This is a genomic window from Streptococcus sp. ELY_125 (assembly GCF_058314535.1).
The window spans coordinates 14,015-39,151 of the sequence record NZ_JBZFUM010000023.1; the positions used below are offsets into that span (position 1 = coordinate 14,015).

Annotated in this window: 20 protein-coding genes; 19 read left to right on the forward strand and 1 reads right to left on the reverse strand. The window is 41.7% G+C overall.

The window, feature by feature from the left end; all coding sequences use genetic code 11:
- Positions 1–74 precede the first annotated feature (74 nt).
- The 6 genes from AC4HAL_RS09010 (at position 75) to AC4HAL_RS09035 (ending at position 6,946) form a co-directional block, all read left to right on the forward strand.
- Complete coding sequence (locus tag AC4HAL_RS09010; RefSeq protein WP_447452272.1) at positions 75–278, forward strand: cold-shock protein; 204 nt, start codon at positions 75–77, stop codon at positions 276–278.
- Positions 279–625: 347 nt separating this feature from the next.
- Positions 626–1,945, forward strand: a complete 1,320-nt coding sequence (locus tag AC4HAL_RS09015) for an FAD-containing oxidoreductase (protein ID WP_491093893.1) — start codon at positions 626–628, stop codon at positions 1,943–1,945.
- Positions 1,946–2,348: 403 nt separating this feature from the next.
- Positions 2,349–3,866: a cardiolipin synthase gene (gene cls, locus AC4HAL_RS09020; RefSeq protein ID WP_491093910.1), complete on the forward strand. Its 1,518-nt coding sequence runs from the start codon at positions 2,349–2,351 to the stop codon at positions 3,864–3,866.
- A 437-nt stretch (positions 3,867–4,303) separates the two neighbouring features.
- Entirely contained in the window at positions 4,304–5,380 is a 1,077-nt protein-coding gene (locus tag AC4HAL_RS09025) for an aspartate-semialdehyde dehydrogenase (RefSeq protein WP_491093894.1), read from the forward strand.
- 208 nt (positions 5,381–5,588) lie between these two features.
- On the forward strand, positions 5,589–6,524 hold the full coding sequence (dapA, locus tag AC4HAL_RS09030; protein ID WP_491093895.1) for a 4-hydroxy-tetrahydrodipicolinate synthase: 936 nt from the start codon (positions 5,589–5,591) through the stop codon (positions 6,522–6,524).
- Positions 6,525–6,607: 83 nt separating this feature from the next.
- Positions 6,608–6,946: an ATP cone domain-containing protein gene (locus AC4HAL_RS09035; protein ID WP_447452276.1), complete on the forward strand. Its 339-nt coding sequence runs from the start codon at positions 6,608–6,610 to the stop codon at positions 6,944–6,946.
- Between the two features lie 29 nt (positions 6,947–6,975).
- Here the strand turns inward: AC4HAL_RS09035 and AC4HAL_RS09040 are convergent, their stop codons facing one another.
- A complete protein-coding gene (locus AC4HAL_RS09040; protein ID WP_491093896.1) occupies positions 6,976–8,256 on the reverse strand; it encodes an aminotransferase-like domain-containing protein in 1,281 nt (426 codons plus the stop codon).
- A gap of 773 nt (positions 8,257–9,029) precedes the next feature.
- Between AC4HAL_RS09040 and ylqF the strand changes: the two genes are divergently transcribed.
- The 13 genes from ylqF to AC4HAL_RS09105 all read left to right on the forward strand — a co-directional run bounded on the left by ylqF (position 9,030) and on the right by AC4HAL_RS09105 (position 24,975).
- Positions 9,030–9,881: a ribosome biogenesis GTPase YlqF gene (gene ylqF / locus AC4HAL_RS09045; protein ID WP_491093897.1), complete on the forward strand. Its 852-nt coding sequence runs from the start codon at positions 9,030–9,032 to the stop codon at positions 9,879–9,881.
- Entirely contained in the window at positions 9,868–10,638 is a 771-nt protein-coding gene (gene rnhB / locus AC4HAL_RS09050; RefSeq protein WP_491093898.1) for a ribonuclease HII, read from the forward strand. Before ylqF ends, rnhB begins: the two co-directional genes overlap by 14 nt.
- Positions 10,639–10,686: 48 nt before the next feature.
- On the forward strand, positions 10,687–11,262 hold the full coding sequence (locus tag AC4HAL_RS09055; RefSeq protein ID WP_491093899.1) for a DapH/DapD/GlmU-related protein: 576 nt from the start codon (positions 10,687–10,689) through the stop codon (positions 11,260–11,262).
- Positions 11,263–11,829: 567 nt separating this feature from the next.
- Positions 11,830–13,329, forward strand: coding sequence for an ROK family protein (locus AC4HAL_RS09060; RefSeq protein WP_491093900.1), 1,500 nt, complete (start codon positions 11,830–11,832; stop codon positions 13,327–13,329).
- 337 nt (positions 13,330–13,666) lie between these two features.
- A complete protein-coding gene (gene dprA / locus AC4HAL_RS09065) occupies positions 13,667–14,512 on the forward strand; it encodes a DNA-processing protein DprA (protein WP_447452282.1) in 846 nt (281 codons plus the stop codon).
- Positions 14,513–14,752: 240 nt separating this feature from the next.
- Positions 14,753–16,894: a type I DNA topoisomerase gene (gene topA / locus AC4HAL_RS09070; protein ID WP_491093901.1), complete on the forward strand. Its 2,142-nt coding sequence runs from the start codon at positions 14,753–14,755 to the stop codon at positions 16,892–16,894.
- Positions 16,895–17,279: 385 nt separating this feature from the next.
- Positions 17,280–18,785 carry a hypothetical protein gene (locus AC4HAL_RS09075; protein WP_491093902.1) on the forward strand — a complete coding sequence of 502 codons (1,506 nt, stop codon included), beginning with the start codon at positions 17,280–17,282 and terminating at the stop codon, positions 18,783–18,785.
- 188 nt (positions 18,786–18,973) lie between these two features.
- Positions 18,974–19,588 (forward strand): SGNH/GDSL hydrolase family protein, encoded by a 615-nt coding sequence (locus AC4HAL_RS09080; protein WP_491093903.1) that lies wholly within the window; start codon positions 18,974–18,976, stop codon positions 19,586–19,588.
- A 195-nt stretch (positions 19,589–19,783) separates the two neighbouring features.
- Complete coding sequence (locus AC4HAL_RS09085; RefSeq protein WP_491093904.1) at positions 19,784–20,629, forward strand: patatin-like phospholipase family protein; 846 nt, start codon at positions 19,784–19,786, stop codon at positions 20,627–20,629.
- Between the two features lie 202 nt (positions 20,630–20,831).
- Positions 20,832–21,332 (forward strand): phosphatase PAP2 family protein, encoded by a 501-nt coding sequence (locus AC4HAL_RS09090; RefSeq protein WP_491093905.1) that lies wholly within the window; start codon positions 20,832–20,834, stop codon positions 21,330–21,332.
- 915 nt (positions 21,333–22,247) lie between these two features.
- The gene (locus AC4HAL_RS09095; protein ID WP_491093906.1) at positions 22,248–22,541 is read left to right on the forward strand and encodes a hypothetical protein; all 294 of its coding nucleotides are present in this window, start codon (positions 22,248–22,250) and stop codon (positions 22,539–22,541) included.
- 327 nt (positions 22,542–22,868) lie between these two features.
- Positions 22,869–23,615, forward strand: coding sequence for a response regulator transcription factor (locus AC4HAL_RS09100; RefSeq protein WP_491093907.1), 747 nt, complete (start codon positions 22,869–22,871; stop codon positions 23,613–23,615).
- Positions 23,616–23,619: 4 nt separating this feature from the next.
- Entirely contained in the window at positions 23,620–24,975 is a 1,356-nt protein-coding gene (locus AC4HAL_RS09105; RefSeq protein ID WP_491093908.1) for a sensor histidine kinase, read from the forward strand.
- Positions 24,976–25,137 lie beyond the last annotated feature (162 nt).

Sequence of the window (25,137 nt, forward strand, 5' to 3'; positions counted from 1 at the left end):
AAGTTTTGAGTCATGTAGTTGCTTACCTCTGGCCTCTAGGTTTATTACGAGTAAAGAGGAAAGGAAGTGCGGTTATGACACAAGGAACTGTGAAATGGTTTAATTCTGATAAAGGATTTGGCTTTATTACTAGTGAATCAGGTGAAGATGTTTTCGTACATTTTTCAGCTATTCAAGGTGATGGTTTTAAGACCCTAGAAGAGGGTCAGGCAGTAGCATTTGATACCGAGCAAGGTCAGCGCGGACCTCAAGCTGCTAATGTTACGAAAGTTAACTAAATAAAAAGGAGTCGCAGGCGTAAGGCTGCGGCTTTTTACGTAGTGGAATTGAGACAAATAGCCATGAAGCTTGATAAAATAGGATCGTAATAATTTTAACAAATTGGTGCTCCTTGATAATCCAGACCATACGCTGATGGTATCGGGCTTGCTGTATCTCAATACAAACTGCGCTGTACCAACTGAGTATTCGAGATTTTCATAGAGAGTGTGTCTATATGGGGGTGGGGCGTGCCAAGTTTTATTTTGGTCTTGCTTTAGGTGGTATCTATTGCGCAAGCATTGGTTACCAGCTGCTGTGGTTCTGCTGAACTTAGCACCCCCCATTATTTTATGGAGGATTTTTTATGCAAACCTATGATGTTATTGTTATTGGCTTTGGGAAGGCTGGTAAAACTCTGGCAGCTAAGTTTGCTGGTCAGGGAAAGTCTGTAGCCATGGTTGAAAAAGATGTGACCATGTATGGTGGTACCTGTATCAATATCGGTTGTATTCCGACAAAGGTTTTGGTTCATGCGACGCAGATGGGGCATGATTTTACTGAAGCTATGGCCGAGAAAACAGCAGTGGTCGAACGTTTGCGGGCAAAAAATTTCGCTATGCTAGATGGGGCGCCGACTGCTGATGTTTACAATGCCAGCGCAAAGTTTGTGGCCAATAAGGTTATCGAAATTACCAGCGGTTCTGAAACGAAGCTATTAACAGCAGAGGTTATTGTTATTAATACCGGCTCTGTTCCCAATCTTCTTCCGATTGCAGGATTATCAGAGGCAGAACAAGTCTATGATAGTACTGGTATTCAAAATCTTAAAGAGCAGCCTAAACGTTTGGGCATTATCGGCGGTGGTAATATTGGACTGGAATTTGCCAATATTTATGCGCAGTTGGGAAGTCAGGTAACCGTTTTTGATCCCCAGAAGCGTATCTTTGCGCGTGAGGAAGCGGAGCTTTCACATATGGCACAGGGATATATGGAAGAACAGGGAGTTCAATTCCAACTGGGGACGGTCATTTCTAACGTTTCCAACCGCGGACAGGCTGTTGTTATTACGACAGAACTCGGTGATTTTGAATATGATGCTGTTCTTCATGCAACAGGGCGGCGGCCAAATACAGATAAGCTTGGCTTAGAGAATACTGATATTGTCCTGACTGAGCGTGGGGCTATTGAGGTGGATGACTTTTGTCAGACTTCTGTACCCAATGTTTTTGCGGTAGGAGATGTCAATGGCGGCTTGCAGTTTACCTATGTTTCTCTGGATGATTTCCGTATTGTCTATGGCTACTTAAACGGTGACAGTAGTTACTCTAGACGCAACCGACATCATGTTCCTAATGCTACCTTTATCAATCCTCCTTTGGCACGTGTCGGTATTGACGAGGCAACAGCCAAGGAGAAGGGACTGAACTACAAGGTTAACAGCTTGCCAGTTGCCGGAATGCCTCGCGGTCATGTCAATGGCGACTTGCGTGGCATGTATAAGGTTGTTGTTGATGCAGACAGTCAAGAAATTTTAGGTGCTACCTTATTTGGACAAGAAGCACACGAACTGATTAATCTGATTACCATGGCTATGGATAACCATATTCCTTATACTTATTTCCAAAAGCAAATTTTTACCCATCCAACGATGGCAGAGAATTTAAATGATGTTTTTAATCTATAGAAAATGAGAGTGGGATAAAAGCTTTCAACATTGTTATTTAAAGTTATAGCAGCTTGATGCAGTGACTGATTAAACCTTCATCTCTTGGTCTGCAGGCGATAGCTGAAACAGCCCACTGAATTTTTAGGTTGACCATAAAAGCAAGGACGTTACTCAATATACTAGGGATGAGCTGAATTTTATTCGACTTATTTCCAACCTTAAAAGACCTCCTAGATTTTTTGAGATATGCGGGGTGGGATTATAAAATCGATTTCTGCGAAATTACGATTTTTGTCCCACTCCCATTTTTTAAGCCAATCTTGTGGTATAATAAATTCACGCTATTATTGTGAAAGGGGAGATTATTATAGACGATTCAAATAAAACAGTACGTTTGTTGGACAGGGGGCGTAGGAGCCTCCTGAGGGGTATTTTTAGCCGTACCACCGTCATTATTTTATTACTTATCCTGCAATTATATGTTATTGCAGCGACTTACGTTTGGTTTGCAGATTATCGTATCCATATCGAAGTTGTTGATGCTATTATTGCAACTATTTCTGTACTTTATCTGGTTAACAGTCGGATGGACAGTACCGCTAAACTCACTTGGATGTTGGTGGTTATTCCCTTGCCGATTTTAGGAAGTCTCTTTTTACTCTATACTAAGATCGACTGGGGATTTACAAATATGAAGCGTCAAATCAAGAGCAACATCAACAAGACGATTCCCTATTTGCATCAAAATGAATCTGTATTAGCGGAGCTGAGGACCTCTCACAGTACCGCCTACAACTTGGCGAATTATCTCAATTTTGCCGATAATCATTACCCTATTTATAAGAACAGTCTAGCCACCTACTTTCCATCAGGTGAAGCTAAGTTCGCTGAGCTGAAAAAGCAGCTGCGTCAGGCTAAGCATTATATTTTTATGGAATACTTCATCATTGATGAGGGCCTCATGTGGGGGGAAATTCTTTCTATTCTAGAAGAGAAGGTCACCGAAGGTGTAGAAGTACGGGTTATGTATGATGGAATGATTGAAATGACTACTTTGAGTTTCGATTACAGTAAACGCCTAGAAAAATTAGGTATCAAAGCCAAGTCTTTTGCCCCTTTGTCGCCATTTCTATCAACCTATTATAATTATCGGGATCATCGTAAGATTGTTGTGATTGACGGTGAAGTGGCCTTTACAGGCGGTGTTAATCTAGCGGATGAGTATATCAATGAAATTGAGCGGTTTGGCCACTGGAAGGATACAGCGATTATGATTAGGGGTCAGGCTGTCGACACTTTCACAATCCTCTTTCTGCAGATGTGGGGAGCAATTGAAAAGACGACCGAAGTCAAGCAATATCTGGGGGATCACGAGCTTCACCTTCCAACAGATGGTTTTATTATGCCTTATGGTGATTCGCCTTTGGATGATGAGAAAGTAGGGGAGAATGTCTACATCGATATTCTCAACCAAGCGCGCGATTATGTGCATATTATGACCCCTTACCTGATTTTGGACAGTGAAATGGAGCATGCACTCAAGTTCGCAGCTGAGCGGGGGGTAGATGTCAAGATTATTATGCCAGGGATTCCTGATAAGGTTATTCCTTATTATCTAGCTAAGACTTATTACAAATCTCTCATGGATTCTGGTGTCAAAATCTTCGAATACGATCCTGGATTTGTTCATGCAAAAGTCTTTGTCGCTGATAATACAAGAGCAACAGTTGGCACTATCAATCTGGACTACCGCAGTCTTTACCACCATTTTGAATGCTCGGCTTATCTCTATCACTCGTCGGAAATTCCTAAGATTGAGCGTGATTTTCAAGATACCCTAAAACAGTGCCATCAAGTGACTGTTGAGACTTTGAGTGACCTACCGTTTTCTGTCAAGGCCATTGGAGCTGTGGTCAAGACTATTGCCCCCTTGCTCTAAACTTTAGGCTGTGTTATAATAGGCACATGCGATGAGTCGATATGGTCTGAAGACCATGGACGCTAGGGAGGTCATTAACGCAAGGAGCGGACCTTGATAGTCTGTGTGAACCATTCTATCACGCTTGAAACAGTGCCCTTATCTCCTGCTTTTTAGCAGGGGATTTTTTTATGGATTCAAACTGACTTTTCTAGAGGGAAGAAGTCAGAGAATCCCTCTCTAAGCTCTTAGTTAGTAAGATTTTGCGTTTCCAATCATTGATGCTTTGTACGATTAAAATATTCTTTAGTGACGATTTATCCAGCTTGAAGTAGATGAGCTGGGTTCTGACTAATCTATTTTGCCCCTTTTCATTCCTTTGGAAAAGGTGTATAATAAGAGGTACTATAAATTTTTAGAAAATTATGAACGTTGTTCATTCAGAAAGGTCTAAACTTATGGGATATACAGTAGCGATTGTCGGTGCTACAGGTGCCGTGGGAACACGTATGATTCAGCAGTTAGAAGCGTCTACCTTGCCAATCGATAAGGTACGCCTCTTGTCTTCCAGTCGATCAGCGGGCAAAGTTCTACAATATAAAGAACAGGATATTACGGTGGAATTGACGACAGAAGACTCCTTTGAAGGAGTTGATATCGCCCTATTTTCGGCTGGAGGTTCTGTATCGGCTAAGTTTGCCCCTTATGCTGTTAGGGCAGGAGCTGTAGTAGTGGACAATACCTCGTATTTCCGTCAAAACCCTGATGTTCCTTTGGTTGTTCCCGAGGTTAATGCCCATGCCTTGGAAGCTCACAATGGCATTGTTGCCTGCCCTAACTGCTCGACTATTCAGATGATGGTAGCTTTAGAGCCTATCCGTCAGAAATGGGGGTTAGAACGTATTATTGTTTCCACTTACCAAGCCGTTTCAGGTGCAGGGCAATCGGCTATCAATGAGACAGAACGTGAATTACGTGAGGTTTTAAACGACGGTAGGAAGGCTAAGGACGTGGAGGCTCATATTCTGCCAGCTGGTGGTGACAAAAAGCACTATCCAATTGCCTTTAATGCCCTAGCGCAGATCGATGTATTTACCAAAAATGACTATACCTACGAAGAAATGAAGATGACCAATGAGACCAAGAAAATCATGGAAGATGATGCCATTGCAGTCTCTGCAACCTGCGTGCGCATTCCTGTTTTGATGGCTCACTCAGAGTCTGTTTATATTGAAACAAAAGAAGAAGCGCCGATCGAAGAGGCTAAAGCTGCCATTGCGGCTTTCCCTGGTGCTGTTCTTGAAGATGATGTAGCCAACCAAATTTACCCGCAGGCGGTCAATGCGGTAGGTTCACGCGATACCTTTGTCGGCCGTATTCGTAAAGACTTGGATGCTGAAAAAGGCATTCATATGTGGGTCGTTTCTGACAATCTTCTCAAGGGAGCTGCTTGGAATTCCGTGCAAATTGCAGAAAGCTTGCATGAACGCGGCTTGGTTCGTCCAACAAGAGATTTAAAATTTGAATTGAAGTAATTATTTGTCCAAGCCAGTCTCGCAATGGGACTGGTCTTTGGCTATAGGAGGGCAATCAGGTATGCTCAAGCGCTTGCTTGCTTATCTAGCTTTCTTAGCCTGGATATCCTTGTAGTAGAGATTTACAGTTACTACCATTGCCTAGGTGATTTTTTCTCAGCCTCATTTTGTATTATCCTAGATTTAAGAGGAAAGGAATAGGAATGTTATGTCTATTGAACAATTAAGACAAACAAAACTGATTACGGCTATGATTACGCCGTTTAATTCGGATGGCTCTATTAATTTTGATGCTTTGCCAGGTCTTGTAGAGCATCTTCTGGCCCATCATACTGAAGGGATCCTTTTAGCGGGTACAACAGCCGAAAGTCCAACCTTAACCCATGATGAGGAATTGGAGCTCTTCAAGGCTGTTCAAGATATTGTTAAAGGGCGCGTGCCTTTGATTGCCGGTGTTGGTACGAATGATACCCGCGATTCTGTTGATTTTGCTAAAGAAGTCGCAGCTTTTGGAGGATTCGCGGCTGGTTTGGCGATTGTCCCTTACTATAATAAACCTTCACAAGAAGGAATGTATCAGCATTTCAAAGCTATTGCTGATGCTAGTGATTTACCCATTATCATCTATAATATTCCCGGCCGTGTTGTTGTCGAGATGGCGCCGGATACTATGCTTCGCCTAGCTGAGCATCCCAATATTATCGGAGTGAAAGAGTGTACGAGCCTTGATAATATGGCCTATCTCATTGAGCATAAACCTGATGATTTTTTGGTTTATACAGGTGAAGACGGTGAAGCCTTCCACGCTATGAATATTGGTGCTGATGGTGTCATCTCTGTTGCCTCTCACACCAACGGAAATGAGATGTATGAGATGCTGCAGGCGATTGAGCACAGCGCTATTGCAAAGGCAGCAAGTATCCAGCGTAAATTTATTCCTAAGGTCAATGCTCTCTTTTCAGTGCCGAGCCCAGCACCTGTTAAGGCTGTTCTCAATCACCTTGGTTTTGAGGTCGGTCCTTTGCGCCTGCCTTTAGTTGCTTGTACTCCAGATGAAGCTAAGCGAATTATCAAGGTTGTTTTAGAAGAGGACATTGAGGCAACGCGTCAGACCGTGACAGGTGTAGTGCGCCCAGATTACTAAAGTGGATATGGGGCAAAAAGCTTGACAAATAGGCTTAACACCCGCATAATGTAGTTAAGATTAAAAGGAAAAGAGGCGATTTAATGCAAATTACCAAACGCAGCGGTCAGGTTGTTGAATTTGATCCGGATAAAATCTATCAAGCCATGCTTAAGGCTGCTCAGTCTGTTTATGTTCTTGACGACAAGCTTCGTCAGGATTTAGCAGAAGTGACTAAGAAAGTTGTGATTGATTTGGAAGAAGCCCATGCTGACCGTCCGACTATCAGTATGGTACAGTCGCAAGTTGAAAATCGTCTCATGGATGCGGGTTATATCAATATTGCAGAACATTATATTTCCTATCGCTTGCAGCGTGATCTAGAGCGAAACGGTTATGGCGATCAAATTGCTGTGCATCTGCGTTTTGAAAAGTTAAAATAGAAGAAGCCTAAGGAAGAATTGAAACTGCCTTAGGCTTTTTGATAGAGTTTGATTAGTTTTTCAATATTAGAAGCAAGGGTTTCGTCGTTGGCTAGATAGAGGTAGGGGAGAGGGGCTGATTCTATTTGGTTATTAGGATTAATAACAGGGATGTGGGCTTGTTTAAAAATAGGGAGTTTTGCACTTGGAAGAGCAATGCTAAGGAATTTAGGGCCTATCTGATAGTCCAGATCTTCTGGTAAGGCTTGGCAGAGTGATCGAGCATTTGCTAGGCGGGTATGGAAAAAATGCTTGAGACTATTGAGATTTTTTGCGAACATACCATTATCTAAGTAGAGTGATAAGGCTTTTTGCATAATTAAACTGGTATCATAGTCCATGAGTTTTTTATAAGCAAGAAAGCCGGGCATGAGAGCTTGAGGAAGAACAGACATCCCTAAGCGTAGAGCTGGAAAAAGTGTCGTGGAAAAGGATTTTAGGTAGATAACGCGCTCATGCGTATCATAGTAGTGTAGGGGCAAATCACCTGTTTTTGTGAAATCTCCCATATAATCATCCTCAATAATGTAGACATCATAACGATGGGCCAATTCGACTAGCCGCTCTTTTTCTTGAGAGTTGTAAGAAAGTCCCAGAGGGTTGGAGATGCGAGGAATAGTATAAAAAAATTTAATGGCTTGATGTTTAAAGAGCTCTTCCAATTTCTGAAGATCCAAACTGTTAAAATGCCTTTCAATAGTTTTATAATCCAAGCCTTGCTGTTTAACTAAAGTATTCATGCGGTGGTAAGTGGGCTGCTCTAGGAGAATGGTGGATTTCTTATTTGGGAAGGCCATTTGTGATAAGATATAGAGGGCTTGCTGAGTTCCTGAAGTAACAACCAGCTGATTGGTTTTAGTATAGATGTCGCGTTCAAAGAGATGCTGCTGCAAGGATTCTAGCAGTTCAGTCAGTCCTTGCTGCTGGTAGTAGTAGTTAAAAAGGTACGTTTCCCGTCCTACCAAGGTTTCTGACAGACAAGTTTTAAAGTCTTGGTAAGCACGATTATTGTAGTCTTCCAAACTAATAGTTATGGGAGGAGTGTCATCCTCTTGTCCCAATCCCTCTAGCACATAGTAACCGCTCTTAGGAACAGCATAGATGAGCTTTTGGAATTTAAGTTCAAAAAGGGCCCGCTGGGCTGTATCTTTGCTGCAGTTAAATTCTTGACTGAGTTGACGGATTGATGGAAGTTTGTCTCCTTTTTTCAGGATTCCTTCCTCAATTCTCTGAAGAATAGTTTGGATGATCATTTCAAATTTGCTAATCATAATCTGTCCCCGTACAGTTTTTCTATAATCTTATTGTAACGCAATTTATTTTGACGTACAATAGGAGCAGTTCAATTAAGTGAGTTTAGGTTAAATGTAGGGTGCAGAACCGCTAATACCGTTCTTTCTTGCTCAGAATTAGGAAAAGCAAGGAGAAACTTGTAGCTCAATGCTATTCTTGTAGAAGCAAGGCTCTATAATTAAGCAGATGTAGCAGGTATGCTCTTTCTTGGTATTTTGGTTGGCCTTTTATTGAAAGATGATCTATGACTCTGCGAGACTTGATAGCTGGACTATCTACTCAATTAAATCTAGTATCATGGGGCGAGATAGCAATGTGCTGTCCTTAGTCTAGCTCTAACTTTTCATGAGTGCAGAAGCTACTAGTGAGTATTATAAGAACTGGTGGAGGGAGCTTTCCTCTTGCTGCGATAGGTTTCATGGCTTTTCAACAACTGGGGCAACTTCATGGCTATCCAGTCAATCTCTTAAAAAAAGTATTAAGCTACTAAAATGTTTAATGATTTTGAATAAATAAGTTGCTTCAAACGTAAATAGATTAATAGCCAAGAAAATTTATTTTTGTTTGTAACATAACTAAAGCAGCAGCTAAAGCTTTCAAATAGGGAAATAAAGAAAGAGATTATCGGAAAATGGCAGCTTCTCCTGCTCTTTTTTTAATCTTTTTAACAGGATTTTAAAATTACTGCCCTGCATTTTTTAGGAATATTCAGGTATAATAAGACTATTATTAGAATTAACTGAGGAAACAGATGACGACTATTCAATGGTTTCCTGGACACATGTCCAAGGCTCGAAGGCAAGTTCAGGAGAATCTTAAATTTGTAGATTTTGTAACGATATTAGTGGATGCAAGGCTACCCCTATCCAGTCAAAATCCTATGCTCAATAAAATTGTCGGCGATAAGCCCAAACTTCTGGTTTTAAATAAAGTAGATTTAGCTGATCCTGCTATTATTAAAGAATGGCAGGAGTACTATGGCAAGCAGGGAATTCTGACCTTGTTGATTAATGCTAAGGAGCAGTCGACGGTTAAGAAGTTGACGGATGCTGCTAAACGATTGATGTCAGCAAAAATCGAACGCTTACAAAAACGTGGTATTAAAAGGGAAACCTTGCGCACTATGATTATTGGAATTCCTAATGTTGGTAAATCTACCTTGATGAACCGTCTAGCGGGGAAAAAGATTGCAGTTGTTGGGAATAAACCAGGTGTTACCAAGGGGCAGCAGTGGCTCAGGACCAATAAAGATTTAGAAATTCTCGATACACCTGGTATTCTTTGGCCTAAGTTTGAAGACCAGTTAGTTGGTTTAAAATTGGCTCTGACTGGGGCAATTAAGGATAATTTGTTGCCTATGGATGAGGTGACAATTTTTGGACTTAACTACTTTAAGACTTATTATCCTGAACGTTTGTTGGAGCATTTTAAGGGCATTGATTTGTCTGAAGATGAACCGGATATTATCATGGAGATGACGAAAAAACTAGGCTTTCGTGACGATTATGATCGCTTTTACAACCTTTTTGTCAAGGAGGTGCGTGATGGCAAATTAGGACGGTACACCTTAGATAGGGTTAGTGATAACAATGGCAACGATTAAGGAAATCAAGGCTGAACTGGCCACTGTTAATGATTTAAATGACGTTATTTTTACCGAGTTGGCTCACGATAAGCGTTCCGGTGTTCAGGCAGCTGTCCGTAAGCATCGAAAAGCGTTGAAAGCGCAGATTCAGGAAGCGGAGCGCTTGGAGCAGATGCTGACTTATGAACGTGCTCTTTATGCTAAGGGAATAGAGCTTATTGCCGGTATTGACGAGGTTGGCCGTGGGCCCTTGGCTGGGCCTGTTGTAGCTGCGGCGGTTATTTTGCCCCCTAACTGTAAAATCACGGGTCTTAATGACAGTAAGAAAATCCCCAAGTCTCAACATGAAATACTTTACAGGCAGGTAGTAAAGCAGGCTTTAGCTGTTGGTATTGGCCTACAAAATAATGAGGTCATTGATCGCATTAACATTTATCAAGCTACGAAGTTGGCTATGGCGGATGCCGTTACTGAACTTGGGCTTCAGCCTCAACACCTGCTGATTGATGCTATGACATTGGATACTGGGATTGAACAGACTGCTATTATCAAGGGTGACGCCAACAGTCTCTCGATCGCGGCAGCCTCCATTGTTGCTAAGGTAACACGTGATCGTCTGATGGCGAATTATGATAAGCAATTTCCCGGTTATGGTTTTGCCAAGAATGCGGGTTATGGGACCAAAGAGCATCTGGCTGGTTTAGATAAGCTGGGGGTTACTTCGATTCACCGCAGGACTTTTGAACCTATTAAATCGCTTGTGTCCCGTCAATAAATCGCAGTTAAAGCAATTGAAGATAGTAGAGGTAGAGGAGATTAGGCTATGGATGTTACCACTTTTCGCAACCGACTCAATCAGACATCGCTAGTGGAGGTAGGATCGGACTTGGGGCAGGAGTTTCACAACTTCAGCCAAAGAGCACTCAAAATTACTAGTCAAATAAATGGTAGCTACCACACGCCTGAAGAAATTATCGACTTACTGCGTGAACTTTCTGGGCATCCTGTACCAGATAGCCTGCGAATTTTTCCGCCTTTTTCTACAGATTGTGGCATCAATACACAATTTGGCGAAGATGTTTTTATCAATTCCGGTTGTTGTTTCCAGGATCAAGGTGGGATTACCATTGGAGATCATTGTCTCATCGGTCACAATGTAGTATTGGCGACACTTAATCACGATCAAAATCCTAGGCACCGTGGTAATCTGCACCTAGCTCCTATCACTCTTGGCAAGAATGTCTGGGTAGGTGCTAATGTGACAATTACACAAGGCGTGAATATTGGCGATGGCGCTATTATCGCAGCAGGAGCCGTAGTGAATCGTGACGTTCCGGCCAACACAATTGTCGGGGGTATTCCGGCGCGCATTATCAAGGAAGTCGACTTGAAAAACTAATTCGTTATCAGTTTCAAACTGGTAGAATCAGAAGTGCAGTTGAACACGCCTACGTTCCTGTGGAGTTCAGCAGTCTGGGGCGAGACTGCTGAAGCTTGTTGCCTAAAAACTAAAAAGCAACAATAGATGAGGCAGAAATTTTGATTTCTTCGTCAAGCTCGCTAAATTCCTTTGGAGTGCTTACGGCTTTGCGACACGACGTTTAGTTAGTCGATTTTACTAACCAAACGAAGTTAGTGGGAGGGATAGCCAATTCACTATAGTGATTGGCCGTTGTTATCAAGTGCGAAGTGCTTAGATAACAAATCTCTGCCGTATCTTAATTAACTGAACATGAAGCTAATCTCTTCGGAAAAAAGATCGACTTCCTTGTGTCCAAGGACACGGCGTCTGTCGCCTATTTTTCGGTCAGAGATTTTCGCTAAGCGAACCGATTCTTTGTATCTTGATAATCGAACACGGGCTGCGGCTTGTGCAAAAAGATAGTTTCTTCTTAGGCGCAAGTGTCTTCGTTGAATCTTTTATTTTTGTTTGATCCGCGATCTTAATATAGTAAAAGGAAGAAATATGGTAACAGAACGCGAAAAAATGTTAGCGGGGCGTCTCTATGATGCGGCCGATCCTGAATTAGCAGATTTGAGACAACAGGCTCGGGTTATCACTCGTATGTTTAACGCTGAGGAAGATGAGGAGCAGGCACAGGCCCTGATTAAGACTTTCTTTGGTAAGACCGGTCAGAATATCACTATTGCTCCTAACTTTAGCTGTGATTATGGTGGCAATATCTATGTCGGTGAAAATTTTTATGCGAAGCCTAACTGTACCTTTCTTGATGTCTGTGAAATTCACATTGGGGATAATGCCCAATTTGGTTCCAATTGCCAGCTTTTAACTGCCTTCCATCCTTTGAATAGCGAAGAAGGAATTGTCGGGAAGGAGCACGGGAAACCTATCACTATTGGGGACAATGTCCGGTGTGGTGAAGGTGTGATGGTTCTGCCTGGAGTTACGCTGGGCAATAATGTTATCGTGGGTGATGGTTCTGTTGTGACGCAATCATTTGGAGATAATGTTGCTATTGCTGGCAATCCAGCTCAAATTATCAAGCATCTGACAGCTCACAGTTACCTTACGATTGATATTGGCGGTAGTTTTATCAAGCATGGCTTGATCGATGATCGTTTAGAGATGGCTGAGCTGGGCAAAGTTCCTACCCCTGCGACGTTAGAAGATTTTTGGCAAACCTTGATAGATTTAGTAGGGCAATACCGTGATGGAATCAGGGGGATTGCGATTGCATGTCCGGGTGAGATTAGCAAGCATGGTCGAATTTATCGCGGTGGCCTAATTCCTTATTTGAAAAATTTCCCTCTGGGAAAACGTTTGTCTGAGCAGTTTTCCTTACCGGTTTCTGTGCTCAATGATGGTTCTGCAGCTGCCTTGGCAGAAACCACCGAAGGTATTTTAAAAGATAGCAATTGTGGGGCTACGCTTGTTTTAGGAACGGGGGTTGGTTTAGGAATTGTGGCTAATAACCAATTGGTCGGTTTTCCATCGCGTGATTTACGGACAGATGCTAAAACCAGAACCAGTGAAACTTCTGTCTGGCGGCAGATTGGACAAAATTTGGAGCTTAATCGCATCGGGATTGAGACTCTCTTTGCTAATTCAGGATCAGCAGTTAAATTTGTCAATGAAGCCAGTCGGCTGTTAGGTTTGGAAGAAGCAAATGGTCTGCAAGTCTTTTATGCTTTGGAAGAAGGCGGGCATGATGATCTAGAACAACTATTTGAAAATTACTGTCGTGATATTGCCTATTTGATTTTGAACCTACAAACTTTTGTGAAGATTGAAAAATTAGCTATCGGTGGTGGTATTAGCGCGCAGCCCTTGTTGATACAAGAGATCAATCGGCAGTACAGAAAATTATTCAATAGTGTTCTGGCTTTTAAGCATTTTGATATGCTGGATATTAAGGCATCAGCTAATTATAATAGGGCCAATCTTATTGGTGCTTATATCAATTTCAAAGTAAAGCAGGTAGAAGGTATGGGAAAGGCTAGCTAATAGTCTAACAACCATGTGAGGTGCAGCGGCCTGTAGTCATATGAAAATGGGTTTAAGTGACTATTTTGAGAGTTGCTTAAGCCCTTTTATGTTGCTGCTTGTTTAGTTATTATTTATTGCCCCCATCCATTACTTGAACCGCGAGAGTAAGGAAGCCTAGCTTGTATCACTGAAGTAGGATCCCAAAAGGTATAGAAGTCCTTTTGAGTTGGAAATAAGGCCATTAGACTGACATCTCAAGTCCAAGAATGTACCATGAGATTTTCAAAGAGTATTACAGAAAGGGAGAAAGACGATTTGCTCTGCCTTTTCGTACTAATAAGTAGGGGTGAATGACATGAATAATTTTGAACTCTTTAAACTCAAACAAGCTGGTCTAACTAATCTGCAGGTTAATTATGTTTTAGATTACCAAAATCAGGTAGGCAAGTCCCTCTCCCTGCGCGATATAGCAGTTGTTTCTAAATGCCAAAATCCTATTTTGTTTATGGAAAACTATAAACGTTTGGATTTAAAATGCTTACGCCAAACCTTTAAACAATTTCCCTCCCTCTCTATTTTAGATAAGGAATACCCTATGGACTTAGCCGAAATCTATAATCCACCTGTTCTCTTGTTTTATCAAGGGAATCTGAGTTTACTTTCTGAAAATAAGCTATCTGTAGTCGGCTCAAGAAATTGCTCTCAGATGGGGGTCTCGGCTGTTCAAAAAATTATTAAGGAGCTAGGCAATCATTTTGTTATTGTCAGTGGATTAGCTAGAGGTATAGATACAGCTGCTCATTTAGCCAGCTTAAAAAATGGTGGTAAGACTATAGCAGTGGTGGGGTCGGGCCTAGACCTTCCTTACCCAAAAGAAAATCGTGAGTTGCAGGATTATCTAGCCAAATACCATCTTATTATCAGTGAGTATGAGCCGGGGCAGCCACCGCTCAAATATCACTTTCCCGAGCGCAATCGCATCATTGCTGGTCTGTCACGAGGGACTTTGGTCGTTGAGGCCAAGCAGCGTTCAGGCAGCCTGATTACCTGTGAGCGTGCCATGGAAGAAGGGCGTGATGTTTATGCTGTTCCGGGTAATATTATCGATGGCCGATCTGATGGTTGCCATCGCCTTATTCAAGAAGGAGGAAAATGCGTCATGACAGGCTTAGACATCTTATCCGAATATGGTAGAGGTTAAGCCGCATTTAACAGACTCAAAGACAATCTCAACAGATAGATGTAGAAGAACACCAAGAATGTTTGAACTTGGTGTTTTTGATTTTGAAGTGCTGATCGCTTGTTATACAGGGGTTTAGAAATATTTTATGTGATTTAGAAAATGGCTTTTTCCTATAGAAAAACTTTTTTTATTGACAGCCCTAAAAAAGTAAGTTATCATGCTAGGAGTTTGAATAAAGAAACAGGGAGAGTGATGACGATGGCAGTAGCCACAGTATCTAAACCAGCAAAGAAACCAGCTGCTAAAAAGCCGGCTAGTAAAAAGAAACGGGCAGCACCGAAGAAAAATTTGGTCATTGTGGAGTCACCAGCCAAGGCCAAGACCATTGAAAAGTATTTAGGGCGCAATTATAAAGTTGTAGCGTCAGTCGGACATATCAGAGATTTAAAAAAATCTTCTATGTCCATTGATTTTGATAACAACTATGAACCGCAATATATCAATATTCGTGGTAAGGGCCCCTTAATCAATGACCTAAAAAAAGAAGCCAAAAAAGCGAAGCAAGTCTTCTTGGCAAGTGACCCGGATCGAGAGGGAGAAGCGATCTCATGGCACTTGTCACATATCCTTGATCTGGACAAAAATGATAAGAATCGCGTTGTTTTCAATGAGATCACGAAGGATGCTGTCAAGAATGCTTTCGTTGAACCGCGGACAATTGATATGGACCTCGTTGATGCCCAGCAGGCTAGGCGGGTCCTTGATCGGATTGTGGGTTACTCTATTTCTCCGCTTCTGTGGAAAAAGGTCAAAAAAGGCTTGTCGGCAGGGCGAGTACAATCAGTAGCCCTCAAGCTGATTATTGATCGTGAAAATGAAATCAAGGCTTTTAAGCCAGAAGAATATTGGACTATTGACGGTGCCTTCAAGAAGGGAAACAAGAAATTTCAAGCTAGCTTCTACGGAATTGATGGTAAGAAAACCAAACTGAGCACTCAAGATGATGTGCAGGCGGTTTTAGCTAAACTAACGAGCGATGATTTCCATGTAGATAAGGTTGAAAAGAAGGAGCGTCGTCGCAATGCTCCCCTGCCTTATACAACATCGTCCTTGCAGCAGGATGCTGCTAATAAAATTAATTTTCGTACGCGTAAAACCATGATGATAGCCCAACAGCTTTACGAGGGAATCAGTCTAGGCCGCGGTGGGCAACAAGGCTTGATTACCTACATGCGTACAGACTCGACGCGTATCAGTCCGCTTGCTCAAAATGACGCCGCTGGTTTTATTACTGAGCACTTTGGCGAGAAATATTCCAAACATGGTAGCCGAGTACGTAATGCTTCGGGAGCACAAGACGCCCATGAAGCTATTCGTCCATCCAGTGTTTTCCATACACCAGAATCCATTGCCAAGTATCTAAATAAAGATCAGCTAAAACTTTACACCTTGATTTGGAATCGCTTTGTCGCCAGTCAAATGACAGCAGCTGTTTTTGATACTATGAAGGTAACCTTGGGGCAAAATGGGGTCACTTTCACAGCTAATGGCAGTCAGGTGAAATTTGACGGGTATCTAGCTGTGTATAATGATTCCGATAAAAATAAAATGCTGCCGGAGATGGCAGAAGGTGATCAAGTCAAAAAGATTTCTACCGCTCCGGAACAACATTTTACTCAGCCCCCTGCCCGCTACTCGGAAGCGACGCTGATCAAGACTCTGGAGGAAAATGGTGTCGGTCGCCCGTCTACCTATGCTCCAACCCTAGAAACCATTCAGAAGCGCTACTATGTACGCCTATCTGCTAAGCGTTTTGAACCAACAGAGCTGGGAGAAATCGTCAATAACCTTATTGTTGAATTTTTCCCCGATATTGTTGATGTTGCCTTTACTGCTGAAATGGAAGATAAACTGGATGGGGTCGAAGTCGGCAAACAAAAATGGCAAACTGTTATTGACGACTTTTACAAGCCATTTGAAAAAGAGTTAGAAAAAGCGGAAGATGGCATTGAAAAAATTCAAATCAAGGATGAACCAGCCGGTTTTGACTGCGATATCTGCGGTCATCCCATGGTAATTAAATTAGGACGTTATGGTAAGTTCTACGCCTGCAGTAATTTCCCAGATTGCCACAATACTAAGGCCATTACCAAGGAAATCGGTGTAACCTGCCCGACCTGTGGTCAGGGACAAGTCATAGAGCGCAAAACCAAACGCAACCGTATCTTTTATGGCTGTGATCGCTATCCAGACTGTGACTTCACATCTTGGAATCTGCCGGTTGGCCGCAACTGTCCTAAATGTGATCACTACCTTGTAGAGAAAAAAGTCCGTGGCGGCGGTAAGCAGGTAGTCTGCAGCAACGACAGCTGTGATTATCAAGAAGAAAAGGTGAAATAAGGGATGAGGAAAGCTTCTTGTCTTTCTAGTTTTAAACTTAACCAGCTGGCGGAATAGACCAAAATCTTATCTCCTAGCTGCCAACTTGGTTGATGAGTCTTTTGAAATCCAACCTTGTAGCACACCGTTATCGCCATATAAGTTTCAAGAATGAGGGTACCGTCACAGATCATGAAGGAAGTATTGCTTTGCTAGCGCTAACTAAGTTGTCCCATGGTTTTGTTCTAATATCATACTATCCCAGCCTCTTTTTGCTGCAAGAATGCTAAGAAGATAACTTTGCAAATAGACTTAAAAGATGCTAAAATATAACAGTATTTAGTTAAGTTAGTCGAATTGTAGAGTGAGATGCGATTCATAATATCTCAAAGAAAAGGAGACCGCGATGAATAATAGAGAAGAGTGGGTAAATCAATTTGAAGCTTTGACTGGCCGTAAGCCAACAGCAGCTGAGTACGTACAGGCAAAAGAAACGAATTTTGATTTAAGCCAGATTGCCGCTATTGCGGGATTAGTTAATCCAAGTCAAGCATCGGAAACTGGGCAGGTCCCAGGGGCTTTAGGAAGCCAAGAAGCTGTGGAAAATGTTGCAGAAAGCTCTCCTCAGTCGGTTCAAAGCGCTATTCCTCAGTCCGCGCAAGCAGATCAAGAAGATGTTAAGACCCTTCAAGGAAAATGGGTCAGCCAATTTGAGGCACTGACTGGTCGCAAACCAACCCCCGATGAGTATATGCAGGCCAAGGAAACAAATTTTGATTTGGCTCAGGTGACAGCTATTGCGGGGCTTGCTAATCCAAGTCAAACACCAGAAGCTGGGCAGGCGATTCAGCCGGATATGACCCAGCAACAAATTCCATTTACTGAATCAGGGCAAATGCCCCAGCAGCCACAAGTTCAAAACTTTCAACACCCTGCTTTCCAACCAGCAAATATGCAGATGCCCGGTCAAGTTCCTACAAAACCAACAGGTTCTGGCATGGTCTTGAATCTTATTCTACCAATTGTATCCTTGGTACTGTCAGTTATTTTTGCTGGTTTGTCGTTCACAGGAGCTGCTCCTGTTTTCCTTGGTCTTGCCTTTTTAGGATTGATTTTTGCCATTGTCTTGTTGGTCATTAATCTAAAAAGTCAGAAAAAGCTCTTGTCCATCATTGCTGCTGGTGTTGCTGCTTTTGCTGTCCTTATCAGTATTGGTGGTGTTATCGTTAATATTAGCCGTCATTCGTCAGAAAGCACTCCAGCCTCAACAGAGCAAGGTGAAAAATCTGGGGCTAAGGTTGAAGATGACAGTGATGATGCCGATGATTATGTTGATAAAAATTATAAATTCGAGTGGAAAAAGGATGAAGTCGAAGATATCAAAGTCGACGATGATACGGTTGCCGATGTTGTAAGTGAATATGGAAAAGCTTCCGCCGCTAAGATTTCGGATAAATCCTTGGTACTTCGTTATGAAGATTCTTCTGATGAAGATAGTAAGCAGTCTGTTGCCATCTCGTTTGTAAAGGAACACGATGGCACTTGGGTTGTGCGGTATGTTGATGCTAGTCTTGAAGCAAATGATATCGATGTGAGTGGTGATAGCTACAAGTCGGACTGGACTAAATCCGATTTTGATGCCTTAAAAGAGGGGGATTATAGTACTGGCGAGGGTGGTACATCGTGGTCAGAAATTAAAGGCAAGCACGATAAGCCATCAGAAGCTTATTATACTTTCTCAAATTATGGTAATGGTGATACCAATAAAGGTTTGACAGTCTACTATATCGACTTTGATACTGATGATTCTCATGCAGATTATGTAAGTCTCGATTTTGTACTCCAAGATGATGGTAAGACTTATAAAATGAATAGTAAATATGGTTCGGGTGCTGGTATTAGCAATGACTAGACTATAAATAGCATCTTGAGTGTATAGATGATAAAGTGTACAGAAGGCTTTGGCCTTCTTTTTTGTTCCTATCGCTGAACGAACTATTTGTTTGACGGATGATTATTAGTTAACTGCTTTTAGCCCTCCAACCTCCCTCCTTGTTCATTATGCTAGTCAATTACTGATTTTTCTGTTAGACTAAATTTATGATGCTTGAACCAAGAAATAATTCTAAACTGACGAACCATCAAAACGAACGCTGCCGCCAGTTCCAGACTGAGAAGGCCAAGGAGTCCAGTCTTCTATTTATAGGGGATTCTATCGTTGAATTTTTCCCTTTGAAAAAATATCTAGGCCACTACCTCAATCTTGTTAACCATGGCATTGCTGGTATTTCAGCCCATTGGCTGGCAAATCATGTCCCAGAAGCCTTGGGTAATCAACGGCCCGGTAAAATTTTTTTGCTGGTTGGTACCAATGATATCGGTATGGGCTACGATGTCGCTGTTATTGCTGAAAAAATCGAAGAATTGATTCACAATTTACAGATGGAAGTTGTTGGCTGTCCTATCTCGATTTTATCTGTTCTGCCAGTTAATGAAGCGGAGAACTATCAAACCAAGGTTAAAATTCGACGAAACCAGACTATTCAAACGCTGAATAAGCACTTACAAGGCTTACCAGCCGTTGAGTTTATTGATCTTTATAAGACTTTGCTGGATGAGCAAGGTCAGTTAGCAGAACCTTATACCCAAGAAGGTCTACATTTAACTCAAAAAGGATATCAGGTTCTAGCTCAAGCTTTAAAGCCTTATATTTAAAATGGGCAGGCCAGTTTTAGATCCGACTTAAAAGCGACAATCTGAGAAAAGATTGCTAGGCTCATGCTTTTTTCTGCTTGGATGACTAAGATTCTGTAGCTGGGCCTTTGCTTTTTTGTGCTGGTCAGTCATGAACAGGCTTTTTAAAAAATTTGCTATAATGAAAGAAAGATTAAAGAGGAGGGTAAAGATAAGATGCGAGTGGGACTGGTTTTAGAAGGCGGGGGTATGAGAGGGCTCTATACAGCAGGAGTGCTGGATGCTTTTTTGGATGAGGAGATTCGGGTCGACGGTGTTGTTGCTGTCTCAGCTGGTGCTTTATTCGGTGTTAATCTTCTATCCAAGCAGCGTGGACGCGGTTTGCGTTATAACAAAAAATATATCGGACGTAAGGACTACATGAGTATCTGGTCTTGGCTGCGAACGGGAAATTTTGTCAACAGGGATTTTGCCTACTATAAGGTTCCTCTAGAGTTAGATGTTTTTGACCAAGAGACCTTTGAAGCATCCGGAGCAGACTTTTATGCGGTAGCAACAAACATCAAAACCGGGAAACCAGCCTACCTTAAAGTATCGGATGTTTTCCATGAAATGGAAATCTTACGAGCCAGCTCGGCTCTGCCTTTGGCTTCTAAAATAGTGGATTGGCAGGGAGAAAAGTACTTAGATGGCGGTCTGTCAGATTCTATACCAGTTGATTTTGCCCGAGGACTGGGGTTTGATAAATTGATTGTTGTTTTGACGCGGCCGCTTAATTATCGCAAGAAACCATCGAGCGGTCGTATTTATAAGCTTTTTTACCGTTCTTATCCAGAATTTATCAAGATAGCCAGTCAGCGCTGGAAAAATTACAACAAAGCTGTCGAACATGTCCTAGATCTAGAAGCATCAGGGGAGCTTTATGTTCTGCGGCCTGAACAGGACTTAGATATTGGACGTTTGGAGACAGATCCCGATAAATTTGAGACAATTTACCAGCTGGGATTGGCCGATACTAGGGACTCCATGTCTGGTCTTAAAAGTTACTTAGACTTAGCTTAGACTAGTTTATCTTTAGAGTGCTGTTTGCTGGGCAAGTTGCTTCGCCTATTGGTAAAAGTTTGAGGTTTACGTTCAGTAGCCTGCCTATGGCAGATGCTGCTGCTTTTTGGAATTCTAGTGACTTGAGGTGGTTTATTTCGCAGACCTTATTGTTACTTTCAAAGTTTCAGAAAAGGCTTAAATATCTTATAAAAGGAGTAGGATGAGAGATTACGCTAAATTTTACAGTCAGCTGACAAGGCATTTACGCCAAGATTCCCGGGCCTTGAAACTGCTTGCCTTACTCAACCAATCCCTAACGAGGTTGATGTATGTTCTTTACCCTTGCTTGCTAGTCTATTTAATTTGGGCACGCCAGTTTGAGCAGGCTTTGGCCACATTTCTGATTCCTGCCGCATCTTTTATCGTGGTTAGTCTACTGCGTCATTGGCTCAATCATCCCAGACCCTATGAAACGTGGACTATAGAACCTCTTATCCATAAAGAGAGCAAGGGAAATTCGATGCCTAGCCGTCATGTTTTTTCAGCTAGTATTGTTAGTCTATGCGTCTGCCAATTATCACCTTATTTGAGTGGAGTCTGCCTTTTTCTAGCGGCTCTTTTAGCTGTCTGCCGTGTTTTAGGTGGAGTCCACTATCCTAAAGATGTCCTCGTTGGGTACATCTTAGGGTTGATTTGCGGTAGTTTCGTATTACTGGCTTAATAGCTTAGTGGCCCTTCTACGGTTTCTTTTTTTAGATTAAATTAAGTAGCACATTTGAAAGAATAAGTTTTCAAGTGTGTTTTCTTTTAGGAATCTAGTCTATTTGATTTCTACCCTATTACTTATGATCGGATGCTATCTACCCCATGATTATTTAAAAGCATCCAAGTTTATTTAATCGAAATAACAAAAAGAAGTAATTTTTATGTTATAAGATGATGGTAGAGTAATATAAGATGATGTTTTTTTATTAAATGAAAGAGATGTCATACTAAAGATTAAACGTGAATTAAAATAAAAGTGTCAAGGAAAGGAATAGGACTGCTAGTTTTTTTAAAATCCAGTAGCTTAAAATGATTGGTTTCGCAAGTTTTATAGGCAACTTCTTTAGCCTACTGGATTGTTAAAGGGAAGGAAATCTAGTATCTTGATAAGCGCCTACGACTCTACGAAGTTCAGCAGTCTAAGGAGAGACTGCTGAAGCTTGTTGCCTAAAAACTAAAAAGCAACAATTAGTGAGACAGGAGTCAGAAATTTTGACCTCTTCGTCAGGCTTCCTAATTTCTTTGAGTCGTTTGATGCTTTGCTTGGCAAGCTCAAATTCCAATCTATAAATTATTCCTTGGATAAATTAGAGTGGCTTTACGACACCAAGTTTTGGTTAGTCATCTTACTAACCAAACGAAGTTAGTGGGAGGGGCACCCAATTCACTATGGTGATTGGCCTTTGTTATCAAGTTCGGAGCCCTTAGATAACGCGCCTCTGCTGTATCTTATTTAATTGAACACGGGACCAATCCCCTTGAAAAAACAGCTTGTTTGGGGAATCAGGATTTCCGACCAACCGTCCATTTTTCTAGCGGGAATTTTCGCTAAAGCGAACCGGCCCTTGGTATCATAGTAAAAGGAGATAGGATGAAAGCAAGTTATAAAGGAAAGTTAGTAGAGGTCTGGCGGGTTAGTCAGCAGCGCCCTTACCCGAGCTGGGTCGCTGAAGCCTTTAAAAAGCAATTATTGACCTGGCGAGATAGCAAAAGAGTACGGGTGCTAATTCCGGCCTTGAACCCTGAATGGGCTAGTGAGAGCCATTACTATGGTTACGGAATGTATGATACGGCTCAAATTGGTGATGTCATTGACTATACCAACAGAAAGATTGTTCCTGCAGAGATTTTTAATAGGTATTACAGAACAATAGGAAACTGGTAGGATGATAGGTCGATTGGTAATGTCAGTGAGCAAAGCTGGCTTACTTACCAATCATTGATCGGTTTAAACGTCCGTTTAAAAACAGAAGGATTGGATTAATTTTTATCCAGTCTCAATGAAGCTATACTATATGCCAGCTTCGAAAAAAGTAGGAGTGAGTAGAGGGAGTCAAAGAGCGATGTCACTGACTTCTTTTACTCATTTTTTAAGTAGTCTGACTGGAAAAACTCTCAGGAAAAAGGTAAGATGTCAGTAATGGGAGATAGTCTATCTTACGACCGAATGGGTAAGCATCAGGTAAAACAGGTTGAGGAAGGATAGGAGTTAATGCTGTATATCTATGTCTTGGAGGATGATTTTCAACAACAGGCACATATGGAAAAAGTAGTCGGTGACTATGTGCAAAAGCATGGCCTTGAGCATGAATTCATGCTTTCTGGCAAGCCTGAGCAGCTGTTGGAAAGTGTTAAAGGAAAAGGTAGTCATCAAGTTTTCTTTCTTGATATTGAGATTAAAAAAGAAAAGATGAAAGGGCTGGAAGTCGCACGAGCTATCCGTGAGCGAGATCCTAATGCCATCATTGCTTTTATCACAACGCATTCAGAACTGATGCCGTTGACCTTTAAGTATCAAGTATTGGCCTTGGACTTTATTGATAAAAATCTTAAAGAAGCTCTATTTGTAGAGAAAGTTGGAGCTGTGCTGGACTACGCTCAAAAAAGTTTAACGAGTACCGTTGCAGATGATGCTTTCTTCTTTGAAAATAGATATTCCCGTGTGCAGCTGCCTTTCAATGATATCCACTATATTGAGGTTTCCAGCATTTCTCATAAGTTAATTCTTCACGGTAAGCATGACTATATGGAATTTTACGGAACCTTGGATGAAATTGAAAGGGATAAGCGCTTTTTGAGGGTTCATCGCTCTTTTGCCATTAATCCCGCTAATGTTGTTAGGCTTGACAAACAGCAGCGAATGGCTTACTTTCCCAATAAGGGGAGCTGTCTCGTATCCAGAACCAAGATGAAGGAGCTGGAACGCCAGCTGAGCAAACTGCATAAGGGGAAGGGGTGAGCTCATGGTTGCTGCAATGCTGATGTGCTTTAATGTTGTGGTCACTCTGTTAACCTGCCTGATTATATTTGAGAGAACCTCCGGAATTAAGGTGCCTTTTATCTATAAGGGGTTATTTCTGATAATAGGAACTATTGGCTATCTTCCAACTAGGCTACTACTTTTTTCAGATTACCTCTTCCATGTCGCTCTTCTCTATTTCCTAGCCAATAAATTTGGAAAGTTTGGATCCAGTATTTGGCTAAAGTTATTTGTGGCTCTCTATCCCAAGGTAATGTTTGAGATTATTTCGCGGTTTTTAGTTCTCAATATTTTTTCGATAGTTTATCCAAATGTTGTTGAACTTGAATCTTCGAGCCCTTTGCTCATCATATTTGTGACTGGTTTGCAGTGTCTGGGCACAATTATGCTGAATGAAATCCTCATCAGGCTGTTGAAAATGGATTTTAGACGTATGACTGAGGTAGAAGATCAGACTGTTTTAGTCCCTATTATTAAGCCGACGGTTTTTATCTTAAGTGTCTACTATGCTATCCAGTGGTTTTCTTATAATTTAACAGCCGCGCACTTGGTTTCTAATGATACAACAGTGACCATCAGGAAGTACCTCAGTCTCATTTTTATGGTCTCTGTTCTCGTTTTTATCGCCGTTCTCAATCAGCGGATAACGGTTTATCTGGAAGGAAGGCTGGCTAGGCAGCAGAAGGATGAACTGGAGCGCCTGACGGATTACAATCATCAGATTGAACATCTTTATCGTGATATCAGAGCTTTTCGGCATGACTATATGAATATCCTAATCAGTCTGCAGCAAGGCATTGATCGTAATGACATGGTCAGTGTTCGCAAGACTTTTAACAGTGTATTAGCGGATTCAGGAAATTTTCTTCAGTCAGATCAGTTTGCCGTAGCAGAGCTCTCTTTAATCGACAGCGATGCTATTAAGAGCGTTTTGATTTCTAAGCTGCATCAGGCTGATAATCAGGGGATTAGCGTAAACGTTGAGGTTATTAAAGAAATTGGTGAGCCCAATTTTCCAATGCTTGATTTTATCCGTGTGCTGACAATTTTATTGGATAACGCGATAGAGGCTGCTGCCGAGTCTGAAAATAAGTGGCTAAGTCTTTCTTATTTTTATGACAAGGGTAAGACTGTTTTGATTATCGAAAACAGTTTGTCAGATCAACCAGATAGCCTAGACCAGCTTTATCAACGTGGAGTTTCCTCTAAAGGAGAAACACGCGGCTGGGGTCTCGCTAATGTCAGGGAGCTTTTAGCTGCCCATCCTCATGCTAGCTTAAAGACCAGTGCGCGGGATGGCAGTTTCCAGCAGATTATTGAAATTGGCGATACGATATAGGTAGGTTATAATAAAATGAGACCCAGCTAGGGGTCTCATTTCAGACTGAAGACAAAGCTCTTGGAATTACATTTCTAAGAGCTTTTTGCTCTGTTTAGGAGTATACTAAAAGAAAACAGTTTGTGAGGTAAGGCCATGTTTCACAAAGAAAAGCCAGATTAT